The organism is Kribbella hippodromi (assembly GCF_039531045.1).
In the GTDB taxonomy this organism is placed as follows: domain Bacteria; phylum Actinomycetota; class Actinomycetes; order Propionibacteriales; family Kribbellaceae; genus Kribbella; species Kribbella hippodromi.
Map to the genome: position 1 here is coordinate 456682 of NZ_BAAAPH010000001.1, position 23945 is coordinate 480626.

Annotated in this window: 24 protein-coding genes; 20 read left to right on the top strand and 4 right to left on the bottom strand. The window is 68.8% G+C overall.

Translation table 11 applies throughout. From position 1 onward, the window contains the following. Window positions 1-41: 41 nt before the first annotated feature. Genes ABD260_RS02260 through ABD260_RS02270 form a run of 3 tightly spaced genes read left to right on the top strand, consistent with a single transcriptional unit; the run spans window position 42 to window position 2541 of the window. Complete coding sequence (locus ABD260_RS02260; protein ID WP_344231594.1) at window positions 42-662, top strand: TetR family transcriptional regulator; 621 nt, start codon at window positions 42-44, stop codon at window positions 660-662. Continuing rightward, on the top strand, window positions 659-2239 hold the full coding sequence (locus ABD260_RS02265; protein ID WP_344231595.1) for an MDR family MFS transporter: 1581 nt from the start codon (window positions 659-661) through the stop codon (window positions 2237-2239). Before ABD260_RS02260 ends, ABD260_RS02265 begins: the two co-directional genes overlap by 4 nt. After that, window positions 2236-2541, top strand: coding sequence for a thiamine-binding protein (locus tag ABD260_RS02270; protein ID WP_344231596.1), 306 nt, complete (start codon window positions 2236-2238; stop codon window positions 2539-2541). The genes ABD260_RS02265 and ABD260_RS02270 overlap by 4 nt, the downstream gene beginning before the upstream one ends. Here ABD260_RS02270 and ABD260_RS02275 read toward each other — a convergent pair. Together ABD260_RS02275 and ABD260_RS02280 are read right to left on the bottom strand one after the other, a co-directional pair. Beyond that, window positions 2538-3848: an MFS transporter gene (locus ABD260_RS02275; protein WP_344231597.1), complete on the bottom strand. Its 1311-nt coding sequence runs from the start codon at window positions 3846-3848 to the stop codon at window positions 2538-2540. The two genes, ABD260_RS02270 and ABD260_RS02275, sit on opposite strands and share 4 nt — an antisense overlap. Further along, window positions 3845-5434: an ABC-F family ATP-binding cassette domain-containing protein gene (locus ABD260_RS02280; RefSeq protein WP_344231598.1), complete on the bottom strand. Its 1590-nt coding sequence runs from the start codon at window positions 5432-5434 to the stop codon at window positions 3845-3847. The genes ABD260_RS02275 and ABD260_RS02280 overlap by 4 nt, the downstream gene beginning before the upstream one ends. Window positions 5435-5771: 337 nt before the next feature. Between ABD260_RS02280 and ABD260_RS02285 the strand changes: the two genes are divergently transcribed. From ABD260_RS02285 to ABD260_RS02295, 3 genes are all read left to right on the top strand, one after another. Further along, the gene (locus tag ABD260_RS02285; protein WP_344231599.1) at window positions 5772-6842 is read left to right on the top strand and encodes a WD40/YVTN/BNR-like repeat-containing protein; all 1071 of its coding nucleotides are present in this window, start codon (window positions 5772-5774) and stop codon (window positions 6840-6842) included. Between the two features lie 83 nt (window positions 6843-6925). After that, a complete protein-coding gene (locus tag ABD260_RS02290) occupies window positions 6926-7738 on the top strand; it encodes an endonuclease/exonuclease/phosphatase family protein (protein ID WP_344231600.1) in 813 nt (270 codons plus the stop codon). Window positions 7739-7983: 245 nt separating this feature from the next. After that, on the top strand, window positions 7984-9420 hold the full coding sequence (locus tag ABD260_RS02295) for a C40 family peptidase (protein WP_344231601.1): 1437 nt from the start codon (window positions 7984-7986) through the stop codon (window positions 9418-9420). Between the two features lie 368 nt (window positions 9421-9788). On the opposite strand, the gene ABD260_RS02300 is transcribed toward ABD260_RS02295, so the two are convergent. After that, window positions 9789-10754 (bottom strand): quinone oxidoreductase family protein, encoded by a 966-nt coding sequence (locus tag ABD260_RS02300; protein WP_344231602.1) that lies wholly within the window; start codon window positions 10752-10754, stop codon window positions 9789-9791. An 87-nt stretch (window positions 10755-10841) separates the two neighbouring features. Between ABD260_RS02300 and ABD260_RS02305 the strand changes: the two genes are divergently transcribed. After that, window positions 10842-11276, top strand: a complete 435-nt coding sequence (locus ABD260_RS02305) for a MarR family winged helix-turn-helix transcriptional regulator (RefSeq protein ID WP_344231603.1) — start codon at window positions 10842-10844, stop codon at window positions 11274-11276. 153 nt (window positions 11277-11429) lie between these two features. On the opposite strand, the gene ABD260_RS02310 is transcribed toward ABD260_RS02305, so the two are convergent. Beyond that, complete coding sequence (locus ABD260_RS02310; RefSeq protein WP_344231604.1) at window positions 11430-11918, bottom strand: inorganic diphosphatase; 489 nt, start codon at window positions 11916-11918, stop codon at window positions 11430-11432. 125 nt (window positions 11919-12043) lie between these two features. Here ABD260_RS02310 and dacB point away from each other — a divergent pair, with 125 nt between their 5' ends. The 13 genes from dacB to ABD260_RS02375 all read left to right on the top strand — a co-directional run bounded on the left by dacB (window position 12044) and on the right by ABD260_RS02375 (window position 23674). Then, window positions 12044-13339: a D-alanyl-D-alanine carboxypeptidase/D-alanyl-D-alanine endopeptidase gene (gene dacB, locus ABD260_RS02315; RefSeq protein WP_344231605.1), complete on the top strand. Its 1296-nt coding sequence runs from the start codon at window positions 12044-12046 to the stop codon at window positions 13337-13339. A 63-nt stretch (window positions 13340-13402) separates the two neighbouring features. Further along, on the top strand, window positions 13403-14497 hold the full coding sequence (locus ABD260_RS02320) for a zinc-dependent metalloprotease (RefSeq protein WP_344231606.1): 1095 nt from the start codon (window positions 13403-13405) through the stop codon (window positions 14495-14497). Next, window positions 14469-15554: a tRNA lysidine(34) synthetase TilS gene (tilS, locus tag ABD260_RS02325; protein ID WP_344231607.1), complete on the top strand. Its 1086-nt coding sequence runs from the start codon at window positions 14469-14471 to the stop codon at window positions 15552-15554. Before ABD260_RS02320 ends, tilS begins: the two co-directional genes overlap by 29 nt. Window positions 15555-15559: 5 nt before the next feature. Beyond that, a complete protein-coding gene (gene hpt, locus ABD260_RS02330) occupies window positions 15560-16114 on the top strand; it encodes a hypoxanthine phosphoribosyltransferase (RefSeq protein ID WP_184839903.1) in 555 nt (184 codons plus the stop codon). 174 nt (window positions 16115-16288) lie between these two features. Next, window positions 16289-18325 carry an ATP-dependent zinc metalloprotease FtsH gene (gene ftsH, locus ABD260_RS02335; RefSeq protein WP_344231608.1) on the top strand — a complete coding sequence of 679 codons (2037 nt, stop codon included), beginning with the start codon at window positions 16289-16291 and terminating at the stop codon, window positions 18323-18325. 118 nt (window positions 18326-18443) lie between these two features. Beyond that, entirely contained in the window at window positions 18444-19016 is a 573-nt protein-coding gene (gene folE / locus ABD260_RS02340) for a GTP cyclohydrolase I FolE (RefSeq protein ID WP_344231609.1), read from the top strand. Between the two features lie 132 nt (window positions 19017-19148). Continuing rightward, window positions 19149-20306, top strand: a complete 1158-nt coding sequence (locus tag ABD260_RS02345; protein ID WP_344231610.1) for a S1 family peptidase — start codon at window positions 19149-19151, stop codon at window positions 20304-20306. A 169-nt stretch (window positions 20307-20475) separates the two neighbouring features. Beyond that, on the top strand, window positions 20476-21273 hold the full coding sequence (gene folP / locus ABD260_RS02350) for a dihydropteroate synthase (RefSeq protein ID WP_344231695.1): 798 nt from the start codon (window positions 20476-20478) through the stop codon (window positions 21271-21273). Then, a complete protein-coding gene (locus tag ABD260_RS02355; RefSeq protein ID WP_344231611.1) occupies window positions 21270-21755 on the top strand; it encodes a nuclear transport factor 2 family protein in 486 nt (161 codons plus the stop codon). The genes folP and ABD260_RS02355 overlap by 4 nt, the downstream gene beginning before the upstream one ends. Further along, on the top strand, window positions 21752-22147 hold the full coding sequence (folB, locus tag ABD260_RS02360) for a dihydroneopterin aldolase (protein ID WP_344231612.1): 396 nt from the start codon (window positions 21752-21754) through the stop codon (window positions 22145-22147). Before ABD260_RS02355 ends, folB begins: the two co-directional genes overlap by 4 nt. Then, the gene (gene folK, locus ABD260_RS02365) at window positions 22144-22701 is read left to right on the top strand and encodes a 2-amino-4-hydroxy-6-hydroxymethyldihydropteridine diphosphokinase (protein ID WP_184839914.1); all 558 of its coding nucleotides are present in this window, start codon (window positions 22144-22146) and stop codon (window positions 22699-22701) included. The genes folB and folK overlap by 4 nt, the downstream gene beginning before the upstream one ends. Continuing rightward, window positions 22701-23222 carry a DUF3180 domain-containing protein gene (locus tag ABD260_RS02370; RefSeq protein WP_344231613.1) on the top strand — a complete coding sequence of 174 codons (522 nt, stop codon included), beginning with the start codon at window positions 22701-22703 and terminating at the stop codon, window positions 23220-23222. The genes folK and ABD260_RS02370 overlap by 1 nt, the downstream gene beginning before the upstream one ends. An 11-nt stretch (window positions 23223-23233) precedes the next feature. After that, a complete protein-coding gene (locus ABD260_RS02375; RefSeq protein WP_344231614.1) occupies window positions 23234-23674 on the top strand; it encodes a hypothetical protein in 441 nt (146 codons plus the stop codon). Window positions 23675-23945: the final 271 nt, after the last annotated feature.

Below are 23945 nucleotides of genomic sequence, written 5' to 3' on the forward strand. Positions count from 1 at the left end.
TAGTTTGCACTGAGTGCAAAATTGTCCGTACCCTCGTTTTCGTGGGGCAGCAGGGTGGGTTGCGGGAGCGGAAGAAACGGGAGACGCGGGCGGCGCTGGCCGACGCCGCGTTGCGGCTGGCGTTGGAGAAGGGGCCGGACCAGGTCACGGTCGAGGAGATCGCCGAGGCCGCGGACGTCTCGGTGCGGACGTTCTTCAACTACTTCCCGCACAAGGAGTACGCGATCCTCGGGCGCAATCCCGAGCAGGTCGACCGTGCGCTGGAGCGGGTCCGGGCGGCGCCGCCGACCGAGTCGCCGCTGACCACGATGTGGGTGATCGTGCAGGACGTGCTGCGCGATTTCGAGGAGGACGGGGAGATGACGCGCCGGGGGGAGCTGATCATGAGCACCCCGACTCTGCTGTACCAGTTGCTGCACGCCAGCATCGAAGACGAACAAGTACTGACCGCGGCCCTGACGGAGCGGATGGGCGAGCCACCCGGCTCGCTCCGGCCGGCGCTGATCGTGAACGCGGCCGGTACCGCCTGCCGGATGGTGATGGAACTGCACAAGACGGTTCCCGATCGCCCGGTCAGCGAACTGCTCACCGAAGCATTCCAACTACTTGCCCAAGGCATCGATACTGCCTTCGGGCCGGACGACCAGAAAGGCCAAGCATGACGACGACCTCGTCGCCTTCACCGGAACCGGTGGGTGAGGTCACCGCCACCGAACCCACCACGCTCACCCCGCGGCAGACCGTCCAGGCCATCTCCGGCCTGATGATGGGCATGTTCGTCGCGATCCTGGCCGGAACGGTCGTTTCGACCGCGCTGCCAAGGATCATTCACGATCTCGGCGCGAGCCAGTCGTCGTACACCTGGGTGGTCACCCTCGAACTGCTGACGATGACCGCCACCGTGCCGCTGTGGGGCAAGCTCGCCGACCTCTACAACAACAAGCTGCTGGTCCAGCTGTCGCTCGGCTTCTTCGTGATCGGCTCGCTGGTGGCCGGCTTCGCGCCGAACATCGAGGTGCTGCTCGGCAGCCGGGTGCTGCAGGGCCTGGGCGCCGGCGGTCTGACCGCGCTGGTGCAGATCGTGATGGCGGCGATCATCCCGCCGCGCGAGCTCGGCCGGTACTCCGGCATCTTCGGCGCGATCTTCGCCTCGGCGACCGTCGGTGGACCGCTGCTCGGCGGCTTCCTGGTCGACTCGCCGCTCGGCTGGCGGGCCTGCTTCCTGGTCGGCGTACCGTTCGTGCTGGCCGCGATCATCCTGCTGCAGCGCACGCTGAAGCTGCCGACCGTACGCCGCGAGGTGAAGATCGACTGGTGGGGCGCGGTGCTGATCATGGGCGGCGTGAGCACGCTGCTGGTCTGGTCCTCGTTCGCCGGCAGCAAGTTCGAGTGGGTCTCCGGCTGGAGTTTCGGCCTGGTCGCGATCGCGCTGGTCGCACTGCTGGCCGCGGTCCTGGTCGAGCGCCGGCACCCGGAACCGATCATCCCGATGGACCTGTTCCGCAACCGCACGGTGACCCTGGCCATCGTGGCCAGCGCGCTGGTCGGGGTGGCGATGTTCGGCGGTTCGGTGTTCCTGGCGCAGTACTTCCAGATCGCCCAGGGGTACTCCCCGACCAAGGCCGGCCTGATGAGCCTGCCGATGATCCTCGGCATGATGGTCGCGTCGACGATCGCCGGTGGCCTGATCACCAAGTACGGCAAGTGGAAGATCTACCTGGTCGTGGGCAGTGTGCTGCTGCCGATCGGGCTCGGGCTGTTCGGCACGATCGACGCGCACACGTCGAAGTACCTGCTCTGGGCCTTCATGATCGTGCTCGGTGTCGGCATCGGTCTGGTCATGCAGAACCTGGTGCTCGCGGCACAGAACGACGTGCCGGCGCGGGAGCTCGGCGCGGCGACCTCGGCGGTGAGCTTCTTCCGCAGCATGGGCGGCACGATCGGCGTCAGCGTGCTCGGCGCGATCCTGGCGAACAAGGTCACCGAGACGCTGAACCCGGGCGGTGCCTCGTCCGGCGGCGGCCACGCGGTGCCGAACATCGCCGAGCTGCCACCGGAGGTGCGGACCGTCGTGGAGAACGCGTACGGCGCCGCTACCGCCGACCTGTTCACGATGTCCGTGCCGTTCGCGGTGCTCGCGCTGGTCGCGGTCCTGTTCATCAAGGAGAAGGCGCTGCTGACCACTTCGGGGACCGAGCGTCGCGCGCAGGAAGAGGAACCTGATATCCAGGATGCATGATCGTCGCATTCAGCATCAGCCCGTCCGCAGGTGACGAAACCGGAGGCGTGAGCGAAGCGGTGGCCGCGGCCATTCGCGTCGTTCGCGCCTCTGGTCTTCCCAACGAAACCAACGCGATGTTCACGAACCTCGAAGGGGAGTGGGACGAGGTGATGGCGGTCGTGAAGCAGGCGGTGGACGCGGTGGCGGCGGTGTCACCACGGGTCAGCCTGGTGCTCAAGGCGGACATCCGGCCGGGGTACACCGGCCAGATCGCCGCGAAGGTGGAGCGCCTGGAGCGCGCTATCGAGTCGGGCGCCTAAGGGGCCTGGCCGGCCGTCTCCGGAGCCTCGACGGGGTCCAGCGGGTGGCTCGTTTCGCTGGCTCGCATTCGGCCCGCCTGGAGCGCGATCAGCGCGAGCACAGGCGGGAGGATCCCTGCGATCACGAAGATCACCGGGATCGGCACGAGCAGCGAAAGCGGTCCGGCGATCGCGATCGAGACGGGCATGAAGGCGATGGAGACGAAGAAGTCGAGGCTCGCGACCCGGCCGATCATGCCCAGCGGGACGAGTCTTTGCAGCAGCGTCCCCCAGATGACGACTCCGGCTCCGGTGGCCGCTCCGACGACGAACAGGGCGACCAGCATCACGACCAGCTCGTGAGCAACCCCGATCGCCACCAGCGGCAGTGTTCCGCCGCCCCAGCAGCCGATCATGAACGTGAGGTAGCGGCGCGGGAGCTTGAGCGACGACACGACCAGGGAGCCGGCTGCGCCGCCGATTCCGTAGGCGGCCATCAGGAAGCCGAAGGTCGCCTCGGCGTCGGAGAATCGGTCGCGGGTGAGGAACGGCAGCAGCACCTCGATGGGGCCTTGGATGATCAGTGCGAGGGAAGACCCGAACAAGAGCGTCCACAGCAGCCAGCGCGTGCCGACGACGTAGCGCACACCAGTACGCAGGTCGTCCAACACACTGGGTCGTTCACCTACCGGTACCTCTGAAGCCTCGGTTGTGCTCGGCTCCACCTGGCGACTGAGGAACAGGGTGATGACGAACGCGATCGCATACGAGCCCGCGACGATCGCCGAGCCGATGGCAGGGAAGAACATGCCGACGACGATTCCGCCGACCGCGGGGCCGAGGCCCTGCCCGAGCGAAGGCCGGAGTGCGCCCTCCAGACCGTTGGCAGCCAGCAACTGCTCTGGTGGGAGCACCTGGGGCAGATAAGAGCTGTAGGCCGGGTAGAAGAAGGCGCTGCCGGCCCCCATCGCGAACGAAGCGGCGGCGACGTGCCACAGGTGGATGCTTCCGGTGAGCGACAGGACGGCCACCGCCGACATGACCGCGGCGGTGCAGCCCTGCACGGTGATGATGATGCGGCGCTTGGAGACACGGTCGGCGACCACGCCCCCGAGGATCGAGAACGCGAACAGCCCAAGGCTCATCCCCGTCGCGACCGCCGAGAGCGCGAGCGGGCTGTCGTCGAGCGCGATCACCTGGAAAACCATGACGATCGTCCACACGCCCGTACCGAAGACCTCCAGGCCGACCGCGGCGAACAGGAGCCGGTAGTCGCGCGACGCCAGCGGGCGGAGGGAGCGCAGCAGACTGAGTCTGTTCACGGTCATACCGGCACCTCGTTCCCAGTTGTCGCGGACAGGTCGATGCATGGGCATCCGGCCACATCGCGCAGCAGTTGCCGGTCGTGGGACGACAAGGCGACGGCCGCCTGCGTCGCCCCGAGCGCTTCGGTGAGTTCGTCCACGAGCGCGATGGAGAGATGGTTGGTCGGCTCGTCCAGGAGCAGCACGTGGGGGCGGACGGCAAGCACGAGCGCCAGATCGAGGCGGCGTTGCTGGCCGACCGAGAGTTCGCCCACCCGCTTGCTCGCTTCTCGCGGCTTCAGCAGACCAAGCTGTGACAGCCCGATCACCTCCGACGCCGGCACCGTGCCGGCGGAGACGAGCGCGTCGAGGTGCGAGTGGTACAGCTCGCTTGCTCGTTGCTCCGGCGGCAGATCGCTCTCCTGACGCAGGAAGCCCACCCGGGTGCCGCCGGACTGGCGCACCGACCCAGTGTCCGGGACCAGGTCCCCGCCGGCGATTCGGAGCAGAGTGGACTTGCCGGCACCGTTGGGACCGGTCACGACCAGTCGGCCACGCTGAGACAACGAGAACGACACCGGCCCACGAAGCCGTCCCGCGAGGCTCACGTCCGCCACGTTCAGCAGTGACGCGCCGGCGCGGGTACGAAGCTCAGGAAATCGGAACTCGAGCGGCGGCTCGGGAACGGTGATGGCGTGCGCGTCGAGTGCCTCTTGGCGTCGATGAACACTCTGGACGAGGCCGCTGGCCCGAGTGGCGCGCCCGTGCTTGTTGTGCCCCTTCTCCGGCCGCCACCCCGAGACGAGCCGGTTCCGTGCGGCGCTGAGGTCGTCTCGGAGTCGAGCGTGCTCGGCCTGCTGTCGCTCGTACTCCTGCTCCCAACGCTCCCGCTCGGCTGATCGTCCTTCCCGGTAGCCGGAGTAGCCGTTGCCGTAGACGCGCGGACGCTCGTCCGGCGTCGGGTCGAGATCGACGATGGTCGCAGCGAAATCCGACAGCAGAGCTCGGTCATGGCTGACGACCACAACCCCGCCGCTGCGTGCCCGCAGCTGTGCGGTGAGGAACTCGAGTCCGCTGCGGTCGAGGTGATTCGTCGGCTCGTCGAGCAACAAGAAGTCGTTGTCGGAGCCGAGCAGGCAGGCCAGGCGCACGCGATAGCGCTGCCCGCCGGAGAGCTCGGCGAGCGGTCGCGCCATGTCGGTTTCCGCACCGAGAGCTTCGAGTGCGATCTGTGCTCGTCGCTCGGCATCCCACGCGTCGAGCACGTCGACGAGCTCCAGTGCGGCCGCGTACTCGTCGGCCGCGGACTCCGTGTTGTCGATCAGAGCCTGGCTCGCGGTCTCGAGCCGCGCCAGCGCCGCCAAAGCGTCGGCGATGGCGTCCGCGACGGCCTGCCCGACCGTGCGCTCGTCGGCGGTGTCCAGCTCCTGCTCGGCGACACCGATCGTGCCGGTGAGCTGGATGGTGCCGTGGTCGGGGCTGAGGGTGCCGGCGAGCACCTGAAGCAGCGTTGACTTTCCTCGCCCGTTCTCCCCGACGATCGCGACGCGCGATGACGGAGACAAGGTGAGGTCGACCTGGTTCAGGACCCGGGTGATGCCTCGCGTCACAGAGACGTCGGAGGCGGTCAGTTGCGCGCGATGGCGCGCGGGAAGACGATACGTGTGGGTGTGCAATTGCGTCCTTCAAACAGGCGCACCACGGCCACGAAACAGGCAATTGGGTACGCGAAATGACGGCGACCCGCGAAGCGGGCCTGGACAAGTGGGCCGTCGCAAGCTCGGAGAGACTCAACGAGCGCGGTAGGCCGACTCAGCCGTCACAGGAAGTACAAATGCATGCGCAAAGACTACCAGATGTGAAGACCGCACCGGCGAGCTGCCGTGCATCGCGCCCTTCGGGCTGAGGCACTGACGCGAGCCTGTCCGGTGGGTTAGGTTCGCGCGCATGAGATTCCTGCGTGTGGCCGCTGGTGCGGCAGGAGGTCTGTTCTTGATGGCTCAGGTCGTTCCCGCCCAAGCACATGGCGGCTCGTCGTACCGCTGGGAGTTGACGCCGACCGGGACTACGGCGCAGTTCCGCGGGCTGGCGGCGGTCAGCAAGGACGTTGCCTGGGTGGCCGGCACCGAAGGGACGGTGCTGCGTACGGTCGACGGCGGCAAGCGCTGGCAGAACGTCAGCCCGAAGGGCGCGGAGAAACTGCAGTTCCGCGACGTCGAGGCGTTCGATGCGCGCAGTGCGGTCGCGCTGACGATCGGCCCGGGCGAGGAGTCGCGGGTCTACCGTACGGCCGACGGCGGAAACACCTGGACGGAGACGTTCCGGAACACCGACCCGAACGCGTTCTACGACTGTTTCGCCTTCAACGGGTCGAAGCACGGCTTGGCGCTGAGTGATCCGGTGGACGGGAAGTTCCGGATCGCGGCCAGTACGGATGGCGGAAAGTCCTGGAAAGTGCAGCCGAACGACGGGATGCCGGCCGCGCTGCCCGGTGAGTTCGCGTTCGCCGCGAGTGGGACCTGCCTGGTCGCCGGTGCCGGCCGGACCGCGTGGTTCGCGACCGGCGGTGGCGATCGGCCGCGGGTGTTCCGGACCTTCGACGGCGGCCGGCACTGGAAGGTCAGTGACTCGCCGATGGCCAGTGGTGAAGCGGCGGGGATCTTCAGTCTCGCGTTCCGCAATTCGTTGTTCGGCGTCGCGGTCGGCGGTGATTTCCTGAAGCCGAACGAGGCGGTCAAAGCCGCATCGGTCACGTACGACGGCGGCCGGACCTGGAAGCTGGTGCCGGCGGACAAAGCGCCGAAGGGCTACCGGAGCGGTGCCCACTTCGTACCCGGGTCGCCGTCGACCGTCGTCGCGGTCGGGCCGTCCGGCAGCGACGTGAGCTACGACGGCGGGCGGAGCTGGAAGCAGTTCTACGACGGCAGCTTCGACAGCGTGGAATGCGCCGGGCATGGCGCCAACGCCGGGTGCTGGGCCTCCGGGGCGAAGGGCGCGGTCGCGCGGTTGGTGCGCTGAGGTTCAGGCTCGTGTGCTGACGTTCAGGCCGGCGACACCCGTTCGTCGAGCGCGTGTCGCCGGTTACCCGGAAAGATGCTGGTATGCGTAAATTGCTGACCGTCCTTGTGGGGTTCCTGATGGTGGTACCTACCGTCGCCGCGGCTCAGCCGGACACCGGCCGGCCGGGCCGCCCGTTGACCGTGATGACCTACAACATCCACCACGGCGCCGGCATCGACGGCGTACTCGACCTGGAACGGATCGCGGCGCTGATCGAGACGTCCGGGGCCGACGTGATCGGGCTGCAGGAAGTCGATCGGCACTGGGACGTACGCAGCAACTGGGTGGATCAGCCGGCCTGGTTCGCGAAGCGCCTGAAGATGCATTACGCGTACGCGGCGAACCTCGACCTGCCGCCCGTGAAGCCGGGCGACCCGCGCCGCCAATACGGGACCGCGATCTTGTCGAAGTATCCGATCAAGGACTTCACCAACACGCTGCTCCCGCTCTACCCGACCGGTGAACAGCGCGGTCTGGCGGTGGCAAACATCACAGTGCGCGGCGCCCACTTGCGGTTCGCGAACACGCATTTGACCAGCAACAACAACGCCGAGCGGCTCGAGCAGGCCCAGAAGGTGGTCGAGCTGCTGGGCGGATCGAGTACGCCGACGCTGCTCGTCGGCGACCTGAACGCGACGCCGACGGCACCGGAGATCAAGACCCTGACGGCCGCGTACGACGACACCTGGGCCGAGGTTGGCGTCGGTCCGGGGTACACGATCGAGGCGGGCAACCCGACGAAACGGATCGATTTCCAGCTGCACAGCGCCGGTCTGCGGCCGGTCCGCGCGACCGTACCGGTGACGCCGGCCTCGGATCATCTGCCGGTCGTCGCCACGTTCGTCCTGAGCTGAATCCAGCGGCGCGCAGACGCCCCTCCGGCACCGGCCGGAGGGGCGTTTTCGTGCGCCCACCTGGGACTTCGCGAAATTACAAGCTTGTAGTTTGTCAAGTCGACACACGGGTGAAACAAAGATACTTGTGTGAAAACTGTTCCCAATGGGGCTGTAGGCAACTAGTGTCACGTATGTGGTCCAGGAGGACCAAAAGCTCACGAACCCTGGGGAAGGGGTTCGTGACCGGCGGAAGGAACGACCCGATGCGGACGCCCACGAGGGCCACGTCCGGCGAGCGGGTCGCGAGTAACGGGAAGCCCGGCCGGGCAGGCAACGTGCTGCTCTCCGGTGTGCTCGCGATCTGTCTGGCTGCTGCGATGGCCGTCCCAACGCTCCCGGCCGAAGCCACCAAACCGAAGCCGCCGGTGATTCCGTCCAAGGCCGCCGTCGAGCGGGCCAAGCAGGCCGCCGACTCGAAGGCCGGCCAGGTGGCCGCGATCGAGAAGCAGCTGGCCGCCGCGAACGCGCGGCTCGAGCAGCTCGGCCTCCAGTCCGGGATCGCCGACGAGGCGTACAACGGCGCCGTCTACCGGTTGCAGCAGGCGAAGGCCGAGGCGGCCGCCGCGGCCGCCCGGGCGACCGAGGCGCAGAAGACCCTGACCGCTCAGCGGCAGCAGATCGGCCGGTTCGCGGCCGCGTCGTACCAGGGCGGTGGCGAGGTGGCGAAGATCGCGCCGCTGTTCACCGCCAACGGCCCGCAGGAGCTGCTCGACTCGGCCGGCGCGGCCCGCTCGGTGTCGGCCGCGATGCAGGGCTCCTACCTGCGGTTCTCCGCGACCCAGGTGATGACGAACCTGTTCAAGGTGCAGGCCGACCAGGCGGTCGTGAAGGTGAAGAAGGCGACCGACGAGGCCGCGAAGGCCAAGCAGGCGGCCGAGAACGCGGAAGCGGCGCAGGCTTCGGCCGTCACCGCGATCGGCGTGCAGCGGACGCAGTCGATCGCCCAGCTCGCTGTCCTGCAGAGCGTCTCGGTGCAGGTGGCGGCGCAGCGGCAGCGGGGGCTCGAGGAGCTTGCGCGGCAGCGCGCCGCCGCACTCGCCGCGAAGAAGGCCGCCGAGCTGAAGGCCCGGATCGCCGCCAAGGAGGCCGCCGAACGGCGCGCCGCAGCGGCTGAGCGGGCCCGCGAGCAGCAGGAGGCCCGTGAGCAGGCGAAGCAGAACCACGGCAAGAAGAATCCGCCGAAGCGGCACAAGCCGTCCGCGCCGAGCGACGGCGGCGACAACGGTGGCAGCGGTGGTAACGGCGGGAACGGTGGCAGCAGTCACGGTTCGCGCAGCGGCGCGCAGTCGGCGATCCGATTCGCGCTGAAGCAGATCGGTGACATGTACCTGTGGGGTGCCACTGGTCCGAGTCGCTGGGACTGCTCCGGGCTGACGATGGGCGCCTGGGCGCACGCCGGCGTCGACCTGCCGCACTACAGCGCCGCGCAGTACGAGCAGATCCAGCACATCCAGGAGGACGACCTGCGGCCGGGCGACCTGATCTTCTGGGCGACCAACCCGAGCGACCCGGCCACCATCCACCACGTCGCGCTGTACATCGGCAACGGGCAGATGGTGCACGCGCCGCGGACCGGCAAGCCGGTACAGATCGACAGCGTCTACTACTGGATTCCGCCGAACTTCTTCGGCCGCCCCTGAAGCATTTCCCGTACGCCCCTCAATCGGTTGCCCCCGGCAAGAAATTTGTTGCCGGGGGCTCCGGTTTGTCAACCGCCTCGTTTCAGGCTCAGGCGGTTGATGGGTGGGTCAGGTGTGGCCGATCGGCAGTTCGACAGGTAGTGCACCCGCGATACGCCGTACATCCCAGCCCGTCCACGCTCCAGTGCACTACTCACCCAACCCACACCTCCTGTCCACCTGCGCACCACCCCTGCACATCACCCACTCCGTCGCAGGAGCCTTTTCCGCGACAGGTAGGAGCCTTTCTGGCGCTATTACAGGAAAAAGCTCCACCAACACCCCAGCCAGGGCGCCACCTGACCCACGCATCGGTCACAGGGGGTTCTTCAGGGGATGGCGACCAGTCGGCCGAGAGCGGAGCGGGCGTCCAGGGTTTCGTGGATCTTGGCGACGTCAGCCAATGGGTGGGTGGCGTGGACGACCGGGCGGAGCTCGCCGGCCTGCCAGCGGCGGGTGACCTCGGCGACGTCGGCGCGGGCCGCGTCCGGCCGGGCGCTGCGCCAGCCCATCAGCGAAACCCCGGTGACCGTCTTGAAGCCGAACAGAGCGGCCGCCGGAATCGTCGGCAGCTCGGTGCTGATGGCTCCGTACGTGATCATGGTGCCGGTCGGCTTGACCAGTTCCAGGCCCTGATCGAAGACCGCGCCGCCGACCGAGTCCAGGACGGCGTCGACGCCTTCGGGCGCGAGTGCGCGGACCTGGTCCGGCCAGTCCGGATCGGTCAGGTTGACGGCTTCGGCGCCGAACGAGCGGATGAAGTCGAGGCGGGCGGGCGACGACGCCGTACCGATGATCGTCTTCGGGTCGTAGCCGCGGGCTAGCTGGACGGCGAGGTGGCCGATGGTGCCGGCCGCGGAGTGGATCAGCACGGTGCCGCCGGCCGGGAGGTTGGCGGTCTCGAGCAGCCGGAAGGCGAGCGGGCCGGTCATCGGCAGCATCGTCGCCACCGCCGGGTCGGCGTCGTCGGGGATCGCCGCCAGGAAGGCGGCGTCGGTGGCCACGTACTCCGCGAACGCGTCTTCGGCCACCGCGCCGACGCGCTGCCCGACCGCGACGCCGGGCGGGGTGTCCGGGCCGAGCGCGGTGATCCGGCCGACGACCTCACCGGTCAGGGTGCCGGGGAGCGGGCGGTCCCAGGCCGAGCCGCCGCGGCGGAGCACGGTGTCGATGGCGTTGGCGCCGATCGCTTCGGCCTTGATCAGGACCTGGCCGGCGCCGGGCTCCGGCACATCGACCTCGTCGAGCTGGAGGACGTCCGGGCCGCCGTGGCGGTGGAAGCGCACTGCACGCATGATGGGAGCTCCATATTGTGGGAGAAATAAATAATGGGAGATTCCCACGATAACGCCAGTCGTTGCCGAAGCCAATAGAGTTGGTGGGTGGAGAAGTCGCCGAAGCATCGACTGGCCGACCGGGTGCTGTGGGCGCTGGGGCGGGCCAGTCAGCAGTCGCACCGGCTGGTCCGGCAGCACATGACCACGGCCGGCATTCGTACGCTGCACTATCACGTGCTGGCCAGCCTCGCCGACGACGGCGAGGGGGCGCAGGCGACGCTCGCGGACCGGATCGGGCTGGACCGCAGCGATCTGGTCACGTTGCTGGACGAGCTGGAGGAGCAGAAGTTCCTCGCCCGCCGGGTCGACCCGGCGGACCGGCGACGGAAGATCGTCGCGATCACCCCGGCCGGGCAGCGGCAGCTGGAGGTGATGGACCGGCTGATCTACGCCGCCGAGGCGGACCTGCTGAAACCGCTGACCGCGGCCGAGCAGAAGACCCTGCTCAGCCTGCTCAGCCGCCTCGCCCCGGACTCCTGAGCCCGGGCCGCGCCGCTCCACCTCCCCCAAACCGGTTTGGGGTGCCTAACCGCCTGTTCCAGGGGTAGAACCCGCCCCACTCCACGTAGACAACCACCCCAAACCGGTTTGGGGCGTCCAGCTGACTCGGCCGGACGGGGTGTCCTGGGCGAGTCAGTGCGAAGAGGTCTTGAGGCGGTTGAAGGAGGCGCTGATCTCGGCCTCGGCCTCGGCGCGGCCGACCCAGGTGGCGCCCTCGACCGACTTGCCCGGCTCCAGGTCCTTGTAGACCTCGAAGAAGTGCTGGATCTCCAGCCGGTCGAACTCCGGGACGTGGTGGATGTCGCGCAGGTGCTCCTGGCGCGGGTCACCGGCCGGTACGCAGAGCACCTTGTCGTCGGGGCCCTTCTCGTCGGTCATCCGGAACATGCCGATCGCGCGGGAGCGGATCAGGCAGCCGGGGAACGTCGGCTCCGGCAGCAGCACCAGCGCGTCCAGCGGGTCGCCGTCCTGACCAAGGGTGTCCTCGATGAACCCGTAGTCGGACGGATACTGGGTAGCCGTGAACAGTGTCCGGTCCAGCCGGAGCCGCCCGGTCTGGTGATCCAGCTCGTACTTGTTCCGGGTGCCCTTGGGGATCTCGATGAAGACGTCGAACTCCATACGGCAGATACTGTCACGGTTCCGACCGACCGAATGACAGGAGCAGCCCGGTGGCCCGACCTGCCCGTGCGGCATTCGTCACGCTCATCACCACGGCCCTGTGCGCAAGCCTGTGCACGAGCCAGGTGAGTACAGCCGGTGCCGCGCCCGGATCAGTGCGGGATGCGGTGGCTCAGCAGGCTCCGGCAGTGCTGGCTCCGGCGACCACAGAGGGTGTCGCTCCGACGGCAGCGGGTGTCGCAAAGGCGCTGGCCGGCGTACTGAAGGACCCGTCGCTCGGTCCGCACCACGGTGTGTACGTGTACGACGCCTCGCGGAACAAGCCGCTGTTCTCGGTCGGTACCGGTACGCCGTACACGCCGGCGTCCACGCTGAAGCTGCTGACCACTGTGTCGGCGCTGGAGACGCTCGGGCCGGACCACACGTTCGCGACCAAGGTGGTCAGCGCCGGCAAGGGGTCGATCGTCCTCGTCGGTGGCGGTGACCCGCTGCTGGTAGCCAGGCCGTCCGCCGGTGATGGTTTCCCGGCCAGGGCGACGCTCCAGACGCTGGCCGCGAGTACGGCGAAGGCGCTGAAGGCGCAGGGTGTCACGTCGGTCTCACTCGGGTACGACGCGTCGCTGTTCACCGGTCCGGCCGTCAATACGCGCTGGGAGGCCAACTACGTACCGGAAGGTATTGCCGCGCCCACGTCGGCTTTGTGGGTGAATGAAGGCCGCATCGCGCCCGGGATGGCGAAGCGGTCGCCGGCGCCGGCTCAGGCCGCGGCGGTGGCGTTCCAGAAGGCGCTGGTGCCGTACGGCATCAAGGTGACTGCGCCGAAGCCGGCGGTCGCACCGGCTGCTGCTGCTGCTCCGATTGCACAGGTGAAGTCGCCGACGCTCGGGCAGATCGTCGAGTACATCAACCTGCACAGCGACAACGACGGTGCGGAGACGCTGCTGCGGCACGTCGGCATCGCGACCGGCAACGGCGGCTCGTACGCCGGTGGGGTGAAGGGCGTACGCGCCACGCTGACCAAACTGGGGCTGGATGTCTCCAAGGCGACCATCTACGACGGCAGCGGTCTGACCCGGGCCAACAAGGTGCCACTGGATGTACTGGCCGGTGCGGTGCGCGTAGCCGTGTCTAAGGACCACCCGGAGCTGCGGCACCTGCTGACCGGGCTGCCAGTGGCTGGGTTCAACGGGAGCCTCCGGGAGCGCTTCACCACTGTCGGTACCGGTCCGGGGCTCGGACTGGTCCGGGCGAAGACCGGAACGCTCACCGGGGTCCACAGCCTCGCCGGGTACGCGCGGGACGCGTCGGGCACGCTCCTGGTCTTCGCGGTCGCCAGTGACAGCGTTCCGGTGCCGAAGACGCTCGATGCGCGCGCCGCACTGGACCGGACGACCGCTCTACTCGCCGCCTGCGGCTGCTGAACCACCTCACCTGAACCACCTCATCCGGCGGCGCATGTTGGTACATAGCACTAGGGTCGTTATATGAGTACGGCGGAAGGCGAGACCACGACCGAGATGGTCGACTGGCAGCTGGCGACCGGTGTGGCGCGGAGGCTGTTGCGCCCGGGTCCCGCGGTCAGCCGCGCGCAGGCGGACCAGGTGGTCGCCGAGCTGCGGCAGTTCGCGGCCGAGTCCGAGGGCCACGTACGTGAGTTCACCGGTCTGCAGGCCACGTCGGCCACAGCACCGGTGGTGATCGTGGACCGGCCCGGCTGGGTGCAGGCCAACGCGGACGGCTTCCGGACCGTCCTGCAGCCGCTGGCCGACAAGCTGCGCGAGAAGGCAGACCGGACCGCCGGTCTGTCATCCGCGGTGGGCTCCCGGGTGACCGGTATCGAGGCCGGTGCGCTGCTGGCGTTCCTGTCCTCCCGTGTACTAGGGCAGTTCGACCCGTTCTACCCGGCGCAGCCCGATCCGGACCGGCCCGGGCTGACCGGTCGGCTGTTGCTGGTCGCGCCGAACGTGATGCACGTGGAGTCCGAGCTGGACGTCGTACCCAGGGACTTCCGGTTGTGGGTGTGTCTGCACGAGGAGACGCACCGCGTGCAGTTCACCGCGGTCCCCTGGCTGCGGGACCACCTCCGGTCGGAGATCGCCCTGTTCCTGGACCAGGCCGAGCTGGACGCATCGGCGTACGCGGCCATGTTCCGCGAGGCGGCGCAGCGGCTCGGACAGTCCATCCGCGGTGAGGCGGAGCTCAGTCTGGTCGACCTGATGCAGTCGCCGGAGCAGCGTGCGGTACTGGATCGGCTGACCGCGGTCATGTCCCTGCTGGAAGGACATGCGGACTTCGTGATGGACGGAGTCGGTCCGGCTGTCATTCCGACCGTCGACAAGATCCGGTCCAAGTTCTCCTCGCGGCGGACGAGCGGCAACCCGGTGGATCAGTTGCTGAAGCGGCTGCTCGGGCTGGACGCGAAGCTGAAGCAGTACAAGGACGGTGCGGCTTTCGTACGCCGCGTGGTGGACCGGGTCGGCATGGAGGGCTTCAACCGGGTCTGGACCGGTCCGAACACGCTGCCCACCAAGAACGAGATCGCGAATCCGGATGCCTGGGTCACCCGACTCCACGGCTGAGCCCGCGGGCTCGTCAGCCGGTGAACCAGCGGACAGACGGGTTGAGGAGCTGGTCGAGCACCGCCGGGGACGGCTGCACCCCGCCGTCGCGCGTACCCGGGAGGCTGTCCGCTCCGCCCTCGCCGGCCTCCCACAAGGCACCACAGTGCTCGTCGCCTGCTCCGGCGGCACCGACTCGCTCGCGCTGGCTGCCGCCACTGCCTTCGAGGCGCCAAAGCTCGGTCTACGCGCCGGTGCGGTCATCGTCGACCACGGCCTGCAGGCCGACTCCGCCCACATCGCCGAGACAGCCGCCGAGCAGTGCAGAACGCTCGGGCTGGACCCGGTCCAGGTCAGGGCAGTCACCGTCGGTACCGAAGGCGGCCCGGAGGGTGCGGCCCGCACAGCCCGGTACGACGCGCTGCGCGACGCGGCCGACGAACTGTCCGCTGATGTCGTACTACTGGCCCACACCCGCGACGACCAGGCCGAAACCGTCCTCCTCGGCCTGGGACGCGGTTCCGGCGCCCGTTCCCTCGCCGGGATGGCCCCGGCGGTCGGACTGCTCCGGCGCCCGCTACTGGACGTGCCACGCGCCACCACAGCCGCCGCTTGCATCGCATCCGGTCTGCGCCCGTGGCACGATCCGCACAACGACGATCCGCAGTACACGAGGGTCCGCGTACGCCATGAGGTCCTGCCGATCCTGGAGGAGGCCCTAGGGCCCGGTGTGGTCGAAGCACTCGCGCGTACGGCCGGACTGCTCCGCGCGGATGCTGATGCGCTCGACCAGCTCGCTGCTGACGTCGCCGAGACCGCACTGAGCCGGGCCGAGGGCGAAGTACGCGGCGACCTGGGCGTACTCGCGGGCGAACCCACAGCAGTCCGTACCCGGGTCCTGCGCCAGGCCGCGCTGGAAGCCGGCTGCCGCGCCACGGACCTCACCGCGGGCCATGTGGCGGCCGTCGACGCGCTGGTGACCGACTGGCGCGGTCAGCGCTGGATCGACTTACCACAGGGCGTCCGGGCCGTCCGCAAGGGTGGATTCATCGCATTGGGCCCTGATGTGACAGGCTGAGCCGCGTGGATGCTGCGGACATCGAGAAGGACCTGAGCACGATCCATTACACCGAGGAACAGATCCTGGCGAAGCTCCGGGAACTGGCCGGCCGGATCGAGCAGGACTACGAGGGCAAGGACCTCCTCATCGTCGGTGTTCTCAAGGGCGCCGTGATGGTGATGGCCGACCTGGCCCGGTCGCTCACCCGGCACGTCGAGATGGACTGGATGGCGGTCTCCTCGTACGGCTCCGGGACCAAGTCCTCGGGCGTGGTCCGGATCCTGAAGGACCTGGACACCGACATCAGCGGCCGGCACGTGCTGATCGTCGAGGACATCATCGACACCGGGCTGACGCTGACCTGGCTGGTCAGCAACCTGCAGTCCCGCGGCCCGGCCTCGGTCGAGATCTGCACCGCGTTCCGGAAGCCGGACGCGGCGGCGAAGATGGAGGTCCCGGTCCGGTACGTCGGATTCGACCTGCCGGACGAGTTCGTCGTCGGCTACGGGCTGGACTACGCCGAGCGGTACCGGAACCTGCGCTGCGTGGCCACGCTCGCGCCGCACGTCTACTCCTGACCGGCGCGCCGGGGCAGACTTGGTGACAGCCTGTACAACAGGCACGTACCGTCGTTCGGTGACCCTCGTGGTCGGCAGGCTTGCCCGGCACGAGACACTTGGACTGGTGTTACCGTCACAAGCCCGCATACCCGGGCCTGCCGAGCTAGGAGGGACGGGGCCTAGGCCTCGATCATGGACGTGAAGCGCATCTTCCGCGGACCCCTGTTCTGGATCGTCGTCGCCTTCCTTGGCGTCCTGGTGATCGGGCAGCTCCTGACCGGCACGACCGGGTACAAGTCCGAGCCGACCGGTCAGGTCGTGCAGCTGATCCAGCAGGCGAAGTCGTCGAGCGACAAGACGATCAAGTCGGTGACGCTGATCGACCCCGACCAGGAGATCCGGGTCGAGAAGACCGACGGCTCGAAGATCAAGGCGAACTGGGTGGACGGCCAGGCCGACACACTCGGGAACGACCTGCAGACCCTCTACCAGAACGGCAAGGTCGAGACCTACAACGTGGAGAACCCGAAGCCGAGCTTCATCGGCCAGGTGTTCTCGACGCTGATCCCGTTCCTGCTGATCGCGGTGGTGTTCATCTTCCTGATGAACTCGATGCAGGGCGGCGGATCGCGGGTGATGAGCTTCGCCAAGTCCAAGGCCAAGCTGATCACCAAGGACACCCCGAAGACGACGTTCGCGGACGTTGCCGGGTGTGACGAGGCGATCGAGGAGCTCGGCGAGATCAAGGAGTTCCTGCAGGAGCCGGGCAAGTTCCAGGCGGTCGGGGCGAAGATCCCGAAGGGCGTGCTGCTCTACGGCCAGCCCGGTACCGGTAAGACCCTGCTGGCCCGCGCGGTCGCCGGCGAGGCCGGCGTGCCGTTCTACTCGATCTCCGGCTCGGACTTCGTCGAGATGTTCGTCGGTGTCGGTGCCTCCCGGGTCCGGGACCTGTTCGAGCAGGCCAAGGCGAACGCCCCGGCGATCGTGTTCATCGACGAGATCGACGCCGTCGGCCGGCACCGTGGCGCCGGCCTCGGTGGTGGTCACGACGAGCGCGAGCAGACCCTGAACCAGCTGCTGGTCGAGATGGACGGCTTCGACGTCCGCGGCGGCGTGATCCTGATCGCGGCCACCAACCGGCCGGACGTGCTGGACCCGGCGCTGCTGCGCCCGGGCCGGTTCGACCGCCAGATCGCCGTCGACGCGCCCGACCTGCCGGGCCGGGCCCAGATCCTGAAGGTGCACGCCCGCGGCAAGCCGATGGCGCAGGACGTGGACCTGACCGCGGTCGCTCGCCGCACCCCCGGCATGACCGGTGCGGACCTGGCGAACGTACTGAACGAGGCGGCCCTGCTGACCGCCCGCTCGAACGCGCAGCTGATCGACAACCGCGCGCTGGACGAAGCCATCGACCGGGTGATCGCCGGACCGCAGCGGCGGACCCGGCTGATGTCCGACAAGGAGAAGGTGCTGACCGCGTACCACGAGGGCGGCCACGCCCTGGTCGCGGCCGCGCTGCCGCACTCCGACCCGGTGCAGAAGGTGACGATCCTGCCCCGCGGCCGGGCGCTCGGCTACACGATGGTGATGCCGGACGAGGACAAGTACTCCACCACCCGGTCGGAGATGCTGGACAAGCTGGCGTACATGCTCGGTGGCCGCGCGGCCGAGGAGATGGTCTTCCACGACCCGACCACCGGTGCCAGCAACGACATCGAGAAGGCGTCCGCGCTCGCCCGGGCAATGGTCACCCAGTACGGCATGACCGAGCGGCTGGGCGCGATCAAGTTCGGCCAGGACAGCAGCGAGCCGTTCCTGGGCCGTGACTTCGGCAGCCAGCGGAACTACTCCGAGGAGATCGCCGCCGCGGTCGACGAGGAGGTCGGCAAGCTGATCCTGAACGCGCACCAGGAGGCCTTCGACATCCTGGTCGAGAACCGGGCCGTGCTGGACCACCTGGTCGAGGAGCTGCTGGAGAAGGAGACGCTGGACAAGCACGAGATCGCCCGCGTCTTCGGGCCGATCGTCAAGCGTGACCGCCGGCCGGCCTGGACCGGGTCGTCGACCCGGATTCCGTCCGACCAGCCGCCGGTGATGCCGGTGCCGACCCGCGGCGAGCAGAACGGTTCGCTCACCGACGTGCTGCCGGGTGGATCGGTCGGCCCGGACGAGGCGATCCGGCCGCCGGACTACGGCAGCGGCCCGACCCCGCCGCCCAGCAAGCAGTAACCTGCGGTCAGACCAGTGAACGCCGCCACCCGGTCCGGGTGGCGGCGTTTTCGTTCGTTTGCGGTGTTTTCGTTGTCCGGCCCGGTACCGTGCGAAGTCTGCCGTCAGGAGGTCTGGGATGACATCACCGAAGTTCGACCACGGGCGGGCCGAACGGGCCGTCCGTGAGCTGCTGATCGCGATCGGCGAGGACCCGGACCGCGAAGGGCTCCAGGACACCCCGGCCCGGGTGGCGCGCTCGTACGCGGAGATGACCGCCGGGCTCGGCCAGGCCGCCGAGGACGTGCTGACGACCACGTTCGCCATCGAGCACGACGAGATGGTGCTGGTGAAGGACATCGAGGTCTGGAGCCTGTGCGAGCACCACCTGGTGCCGTTCACCGGGGTCGCGCACGTCGGCTACATCCCGAGCCGGGACGGCCGGGTGACCGGGCTGTCGAAGCTGGCCCGGCTGGTCGACGTGTACGCGAAGCGGCCGCAGGTCCAGGAGCGGCTGACCACCCAGGTCGCCGAGTCGCTGGTGGAGCTGCTGCAGCCGCGCGGCGTGATCGTGGTGATCGAGTGCGAGCACCTGTGCATGACGATGCGCGGTGTCCGGAAACCGGGCGCGAAGACGATCACTTCGGCGGTCCGCGGCCAGCTCCGGAACCCGGTCACCCGCGCGGAGGCGATGAGCCTGATCGTCGGCTGAGCCGTAGCTCGGCGGGCAGTGTGATCGTTGACGTTTGAGAGACCAGCCCTCTGGACATTCTGTTGCTGAACGTTTACTTTCCGTAGTGGCACTTGGCCAACGGGGACCAAGGGCCGGTGTGAGGAGGACAGGATGTCGGGGCGTATCCGGGTCGGCGCCGCACTAGCCGGAGTCGTCGTCCTGACGACCGCCGGCCTGGTCGCGGCGAACTGGGCCACCGCCGGGACACCGGACCAGCCGGACCCGCAGTCGGCCACCAAGCCGGCCACCAAGCCGGCCGGCACGGTCACCAACCCGCTGCTCGCGGAGACCCTGGAGTCCGAGCTCGGCTCCGACTCGGGTGTCGTCGGCAGCTACTACGACGAGGCCGGTGAGCTGATCGTCGCGGTCTCGAACCTGTCGGCGGCCGCGCTGGTCCGGCAGATCGGCGCGGTGCCGCGACTGGTCAAGTTCACCGCCCAGCAGCTGAACGCCGTCCAGGGCGAGCTGAACCAGCTGGCCAGTACGTCGAGCGCCGGCAAGGTCCGGTCCTGGTACGTCGACCCGATCACCGGGACCGTCGTCGTCTCGGTGCCGAAGAACGCGCACGACCCGATCACCAACCGGTTCCTGCGCCGGGCCGAGGCGAACGGCGACCGGGTGACGGTCCGCCGGGTGGCCGGCACGATCCGGACCACCGCCGACGACTTCGGGCTGCGCGGCGGCCTCCAGGTCGACAAGAACACCGGCTACGTGTGCTCGCTCGGCTTCAACGCCCGGACCCGCAAGGGCAACCGGATCTTCCTGACGGCCGGCCACTGCACGTCCGGCAAGCCGTCGTTCTCCCGGAACGGCTACGTCCTCGGGAACACGTACACCTCCACCTTCCCCGGCCACGACTTCGGTTCGGTCGGCGTGATCGAGGGCTGGAACCAGCAGGGGTACGTCGAGGGCTGGGGCAACGGCAACGTCGCGGTGAAGGGGATCGCGGACGCGACCGTCGGCTCGACGGTGTGCAAGTCCGGGAAGAGCACCGGCTGGACCTGCGGCCGGATCGTGGCCCGGAACGTGACCGTCAACTACGGCAACAACCGCGTCGTCCGCGGGCTGTTCCAGCACACCGCCTGCGTCGAGTCCGGTGACTCCGGCGGCGCGAACATGACCGGCAACTACGCGCAGGGCATCACCAGCGGCGCGGCGCTGATCAATGGGCAGTGCCTGGAAAAGTCGGGTCAGACCAACGAGTCGTACGCCCAGCCGATCGGTGAGGTGCTGAGCGCCACCGAATCCCGCCTGATCCTCGCCAACTGACCGCGGCCAGCACCTCCTGCAGTACCACTGCGAGCACCTGGTTGACCAGCCGGCCGTCAAATCGGCGGCTGCCTGTCGGGGTGGGGGTGCGGGCTACTACGGTGTGTGGGTGAGAACTGGGTCGTGGGGTCACGTGCAGGGACTGCCGGTCGTGGACCGGTGTCTCGTCATGGGCGTGGTCAACGTGACTCCGGACTCGTTCTCGGACGGCGGCAAGTGGTTCGAGCCGGAGGCGGCGATCGAACACGGCCGCGAGTTGCTGGCCGAGGGTGCCGACCTGCTGGACGTCGGCGGCGAGTCGACCCGGCCGGGCGCCGAACGGCCCGCTCCGGACGAGGAGATCCGCCGGGTGCTGCCGGTGATCGAGGCGCTCGCGGCCGAGGGCGCGATCATCTCGGTGGACACGATGCGGGCGCACGTCGCGGAGCTGATGCTGGACGCCGGCGCCACCATGATCAACGACGTGTCCGGCGGCCAGGCCGACCCGGACATGCTGCCGCTGGTCGCCGAGCGGAAGGCGCCGTACCTGTGCATGCATTGGCGCGGGCACTCGATCGACATGCAGAACCGGGCCGAGTACGGCGATGTGGTCGCCGAGGTGATCGCCGAGCTGGGCGAACGGCTCGAAGCGCTGAAGCAGGCCGGGATCGACCTGAGCCGGGTCGCGATCGACCCGGGGCTCGGGTTCGCGAAGGACGCGGGTCACAACTGGGAAATTCTTCGCCGGATCCGGGAATTCGCGGTACTGGAGCGGCCGTTGCTGATTGCTGCGTCCCGGAAGGCGTTCCTCGGTAGGCTGCTCGCCGACGAGCAGACCGGTGCACCCAGACCGGCGGTACGAAGAGACGATGCGAGCGCGGCCGTCACCGCCCTGGCCGCCGCCGCGGGAGCCTGGTGTGTCCGGGCGCACGCGGTGGCACCGAGCGCGGACGCCGTCCGAGTAGCGAAGAGATGGGGAACTGTATGACCGACGGACCCACCGGCGCTCCGCGTCCCGGCGCGGGCGGTACGGGCGCGTCCGGCGCCCGGGTGGACGACGTCGTGCTGGCCGCCAACACCGCGTTCTACAACGCGTTCGAGGCCGGCGACCTGGATCTGATGGCGGCGGTCTGGCTACCGGAACCCGATCCGGTCTGCATTCATCCCGGCAACGCGGCGATCTCCGGGTACGCGGAGATGATGCGCGCCTGGGCGATGATCTTCGCGAACACCCCGTACATCCAGTTCTTCCTCACCGACGTGCAGGTACGGGTGGATGAAGACGTGGCATACGTCACGTGTACGGAGAATGTCCTGTCCTCCGGTGAAGGCGCCCCGGAGGAAGGTTTCGCCGGTGGCAAGGCGCTGGCCACGAACGTTTTCCGGAAAACTTCCTCCGGCTGGCGGTTGTGGATTCACCATGCCTCACCGGTACTGTCGTCTGGGGGCCGACAGGAGGAGGCGGAATGAGCGGTCCCACTACTGCGAATCCGCCTGATGTGATCGAGATCCGTGGGATCCGTGGTTTCGGGCGTCATGGGGTCTTCGACCACGAGCGGGCCGACGGGCAGGAGTTCGTCGTGGACGTCCGGCTCGAGCTGGACACCCGGCCCGCCGCCGCCTCCGACGACCTGGCCGACACCGTGAACTACGGGGTGGTGGCCGAGCGGGTGCACCAGGCGATCGAGACCGATCCGGTGGACCTGATCGAGACCCTCGCCCAGCGGATCGCCGATCTCTGTCTCGCCGACGACCGGGTGACAGCGACGGCCGTGACCATCCACAAACCCTCGGCACCGATCACGGTGCCGTTCGACGACGTTGTCCTGACCGTGCAGCGCAGAGCCGGAGAATCCTCGTGACTGAGACCCCTAGTCCCCACGTCATCGACGCGGACACCCTGAGCGGCGGCCTGAAGCCGATCCGCCAGGTGATCCTGTCGCTCGGCAGCAATCTCGGCGACCGTGAGGCGAACCTGCAGGGCGCGGTCGACGCGCTCCGGGACACCCCGGACGTCGTGGTGGTCGAGGTCTCGCCGGTGTACGAGACCCAGCCCGTCGGCGGACCGGAGGAATCCGGCCCGTACCTGAACATCGTCCTGCTCGCCGACAGCACGCTGGCGGTCGACCTGCTGCTGGAGCGCGCGCACGCGGTCGAGCAGGCGTTCGGCCGGGAGCGGGGCGTACCGGGTGCGCCGCGGACCCTGGACGTGGACCTGATCACCTACGGGCAGAAGACGATCGAGTCCGAGGAGCTGACCATTCCGCACCCGCGGGCGCACGAGCGGGCGTTCGTGCTGGCGCCGTGGCTGGACATCGAGCGGGACGCGGTGCTGCCCGGGCACGGCCCGGTCGCCGAACTGCTCGCGAAGGTCGGCACCGAGGGCGTGACCAAGCTCGACATCGAGCTGCAGTAGTGACACCGGGCGACACCGAGCCCGGCCGGGCGCCCGGGGACAAGCAGGAGCCGCCGCACCCGGGTTCGGTGCGGCCGACGTCGCGCCGGCTGCTGATCGCGATCGCCGTCCTCGGCGTCGCGGTCGGCGTCACGCTGGTGAAGGCGATCGAGTCCGGCGGCGGAGTCGCGCCGGCGGTGTCCTGGCTGACGCTGGTCGCCTGGGCGTTCCTGGCCGCGCTGCTGTTCGCGGCGGCCCGGAACACCCATCAGCGGATTCAGATCCGGCACGAACGGGTCGAACCGGCCCGGGCCGTGTTCCTGCTGATGATCGGCAAGGCAAGCGCTTTCGTCGGCGCGTTGTGCACCGGTGTTTACGCAGGGTTCGCGTTATCCTTCCTGCAGGCAGTGGGCTCCTCGGGGCCTCGTAACCGTGTGATCATGGCCGGTGCCGCGGCGGTGATCTCTGTGCTGGTCGTCACGGCCGGATTGTTGCTCGAACGTGCGTGTCGCATTCCCAAGGACCCGGACGAAACCCCTTAACATGACGACCCATGGGGTCAAGGGGTAGCCGCCGTCGAACCAGGACCACAGTTCTCACCGTCGCCAACGGTCTGGTGATCGTTGTCTGTCTGGGCGTGAGCGTCGCCCTGTTCTCACAGAACGCCTGGATTCTCCGGGCGGCCGCCGGGGGTGCTGTCCTGGTCGCGATCGCTGCCTCGGTGCTGTTCCGGCACCAGCTGCTGGTGGAGCGGCTGAAACACTCCGACGAACGCGCGCAGGTCGCACAGGAGTACTCGCGGATCACCAGCGCCCGGGTCGTCGAGAACGCCGAGTTCGTCGACCTGATGCAGCGCCGGCTGGACAAGATCGACCAGCGCCTGGACAAGATCGACGAGGAGGTCGCGACCGTGGTCGCGGCCGGCGACAAACACTCCCAAGCCGAGGCACCAACCGTCGTAGACCTCAAACTCCGCGGCCTAGCCGCCTCCTAACCCACCCCCACACCCGCGCCGAGCGCCACGCCCGCGCCCACACCCGCGCCAAGCGCCACGCCCGCGCCCACACCCGCGCCGAGCGCCACGCCCGCGCCGAGCGCCCGCGCCACGCCCACCCGCCCGCGCCACGCCCAGCACCCGCGCCCGCCCAGCGCCCGCCCAGCGCCCGCGCCGCGCCCGCGACGTCTGAGGGGCCAGCCCCTGAGCCGTTGGGTTGGCCCCCGAGATTCTTGGGGCCGAACCCATCAACTGCGGGGCTGACCCCTGA

Bases quoted from the DNA above. Each gene is read 5' to 3' on its own strand.
- ABD260_RS02270 (WP_344231596.1), top strand. From the start codon at position 2,236: ATGATCGTCGCATTCAGCATCAGCCCGTCCGCAGGTGACGAAACCGGA.
- ABD260_RS02300 (WP_344231602.1), bottom strand. From the start codon at position 10,754: ATGCGTGCAGTGCGCTTCCACCGCCACGGCGGCCCGGACGTCCTCCAG.
- ABD260_RS02320 (WP_344231606.1), top strand. From the start codon at position 13,403: ATGAGTACGGCGGAAGGCGAGACCACGACCGAGATGGTCGACTGGCAG.
- folE (WP_344231609.1), top strand. From the start codon at position 18,444: ATGACATCACCGAAGTTCGACCACGGGCGGGCCGAACGGGCCGTCCGT.
- ABD260_RS02295 (WP_344231601.1), top strand. From the start codon at position 7,984: ATGCGGACGCCCACGAGGGCCACGTCCGGCGAGCGGGTCGCGAGTAAC.
- ABD260_RS02355 (WP_344231611.1), top strand. From the start codon at position 21,270: ATGACCGACGGACCCACCGGCGCTCCGCGTCCCGGCGCGGGCGGTACG.
- ftsH (WP_344231608.1), top strand. From the start codon at position 16,289: ATGGACGTGAAGCGCATCTTCCGCGGACCCCTGTTCTGGATCGTCGTC.
- ABD260_RS02290 (WP_344231600.1), top strand. From the start codon at position 6,926: ATGCGTAAATTGCTGACCGTCCTTGTGGGGTTCCTGATGGTGGTACCT.
- ABD260_RS02375 (WP_344231614.1), top strand. From the start codon at position 23,234: ATGGGGTCAAGGGGTAGCCGCCGTCGAACCAGGACCACAGTTCTCACC.
- ABD260_RS02345 (WP_344231610.1), top strand. From the start codon at position 19,149: ATGTCGGGGCGTATCCGGGTCGGCGCCGCACTAGCCGGAGTCGTCGTC.
- ABD260_RS02265 (WP_344231595.1), top strand. From the start codon at position 659: ATGACGACGACCTCGTCGCCTTCACCGGAACCGGTGGGTGAGGTCACC.
- tilS (WP_344231607.1), top strand. From the start codon at position 14,469: ATGCCTGGGTCACCCGACTCCACGGCTGAGCCCGCGGGCTCGTCAGCC.
- ABD260_RS02310 (WP_344231604.1), bottom strand. From the start codon at position 11,918: ATGGAGTTCGACGTCTTCATCGAGATCCCCAAGGGCACCCGGAACAAG.
- folB (WP_344231612.1), top strand. From the start codon at position 21,752: ATGAGCGGTCCCACTACTGCGAATCCGCCTGATGTGATCGAGATCCGT.
- ABD260_RS02285 (WP_344231599.1), top strand. From the start codon at position 5,772: ATGAGATTCCTGCGTGTGGCCGCTGGTGCGGCAGGAGGTCTGTTCTTG.
- folP (WP_344231695.1), top strand. From the start codon at position 20,476: ATGGGCGTGGTCAACGTGACTCCGGACTCGTTCTCGGACGGCGGCAAG.
- ABD260_RS02275 (WP_344231597.1), bottom strand. From the start codon at position 3,848: ATGACCGTGAACAGACTCAGTCTGCTGCGCTCCCTCCGCCCGCTGGCG.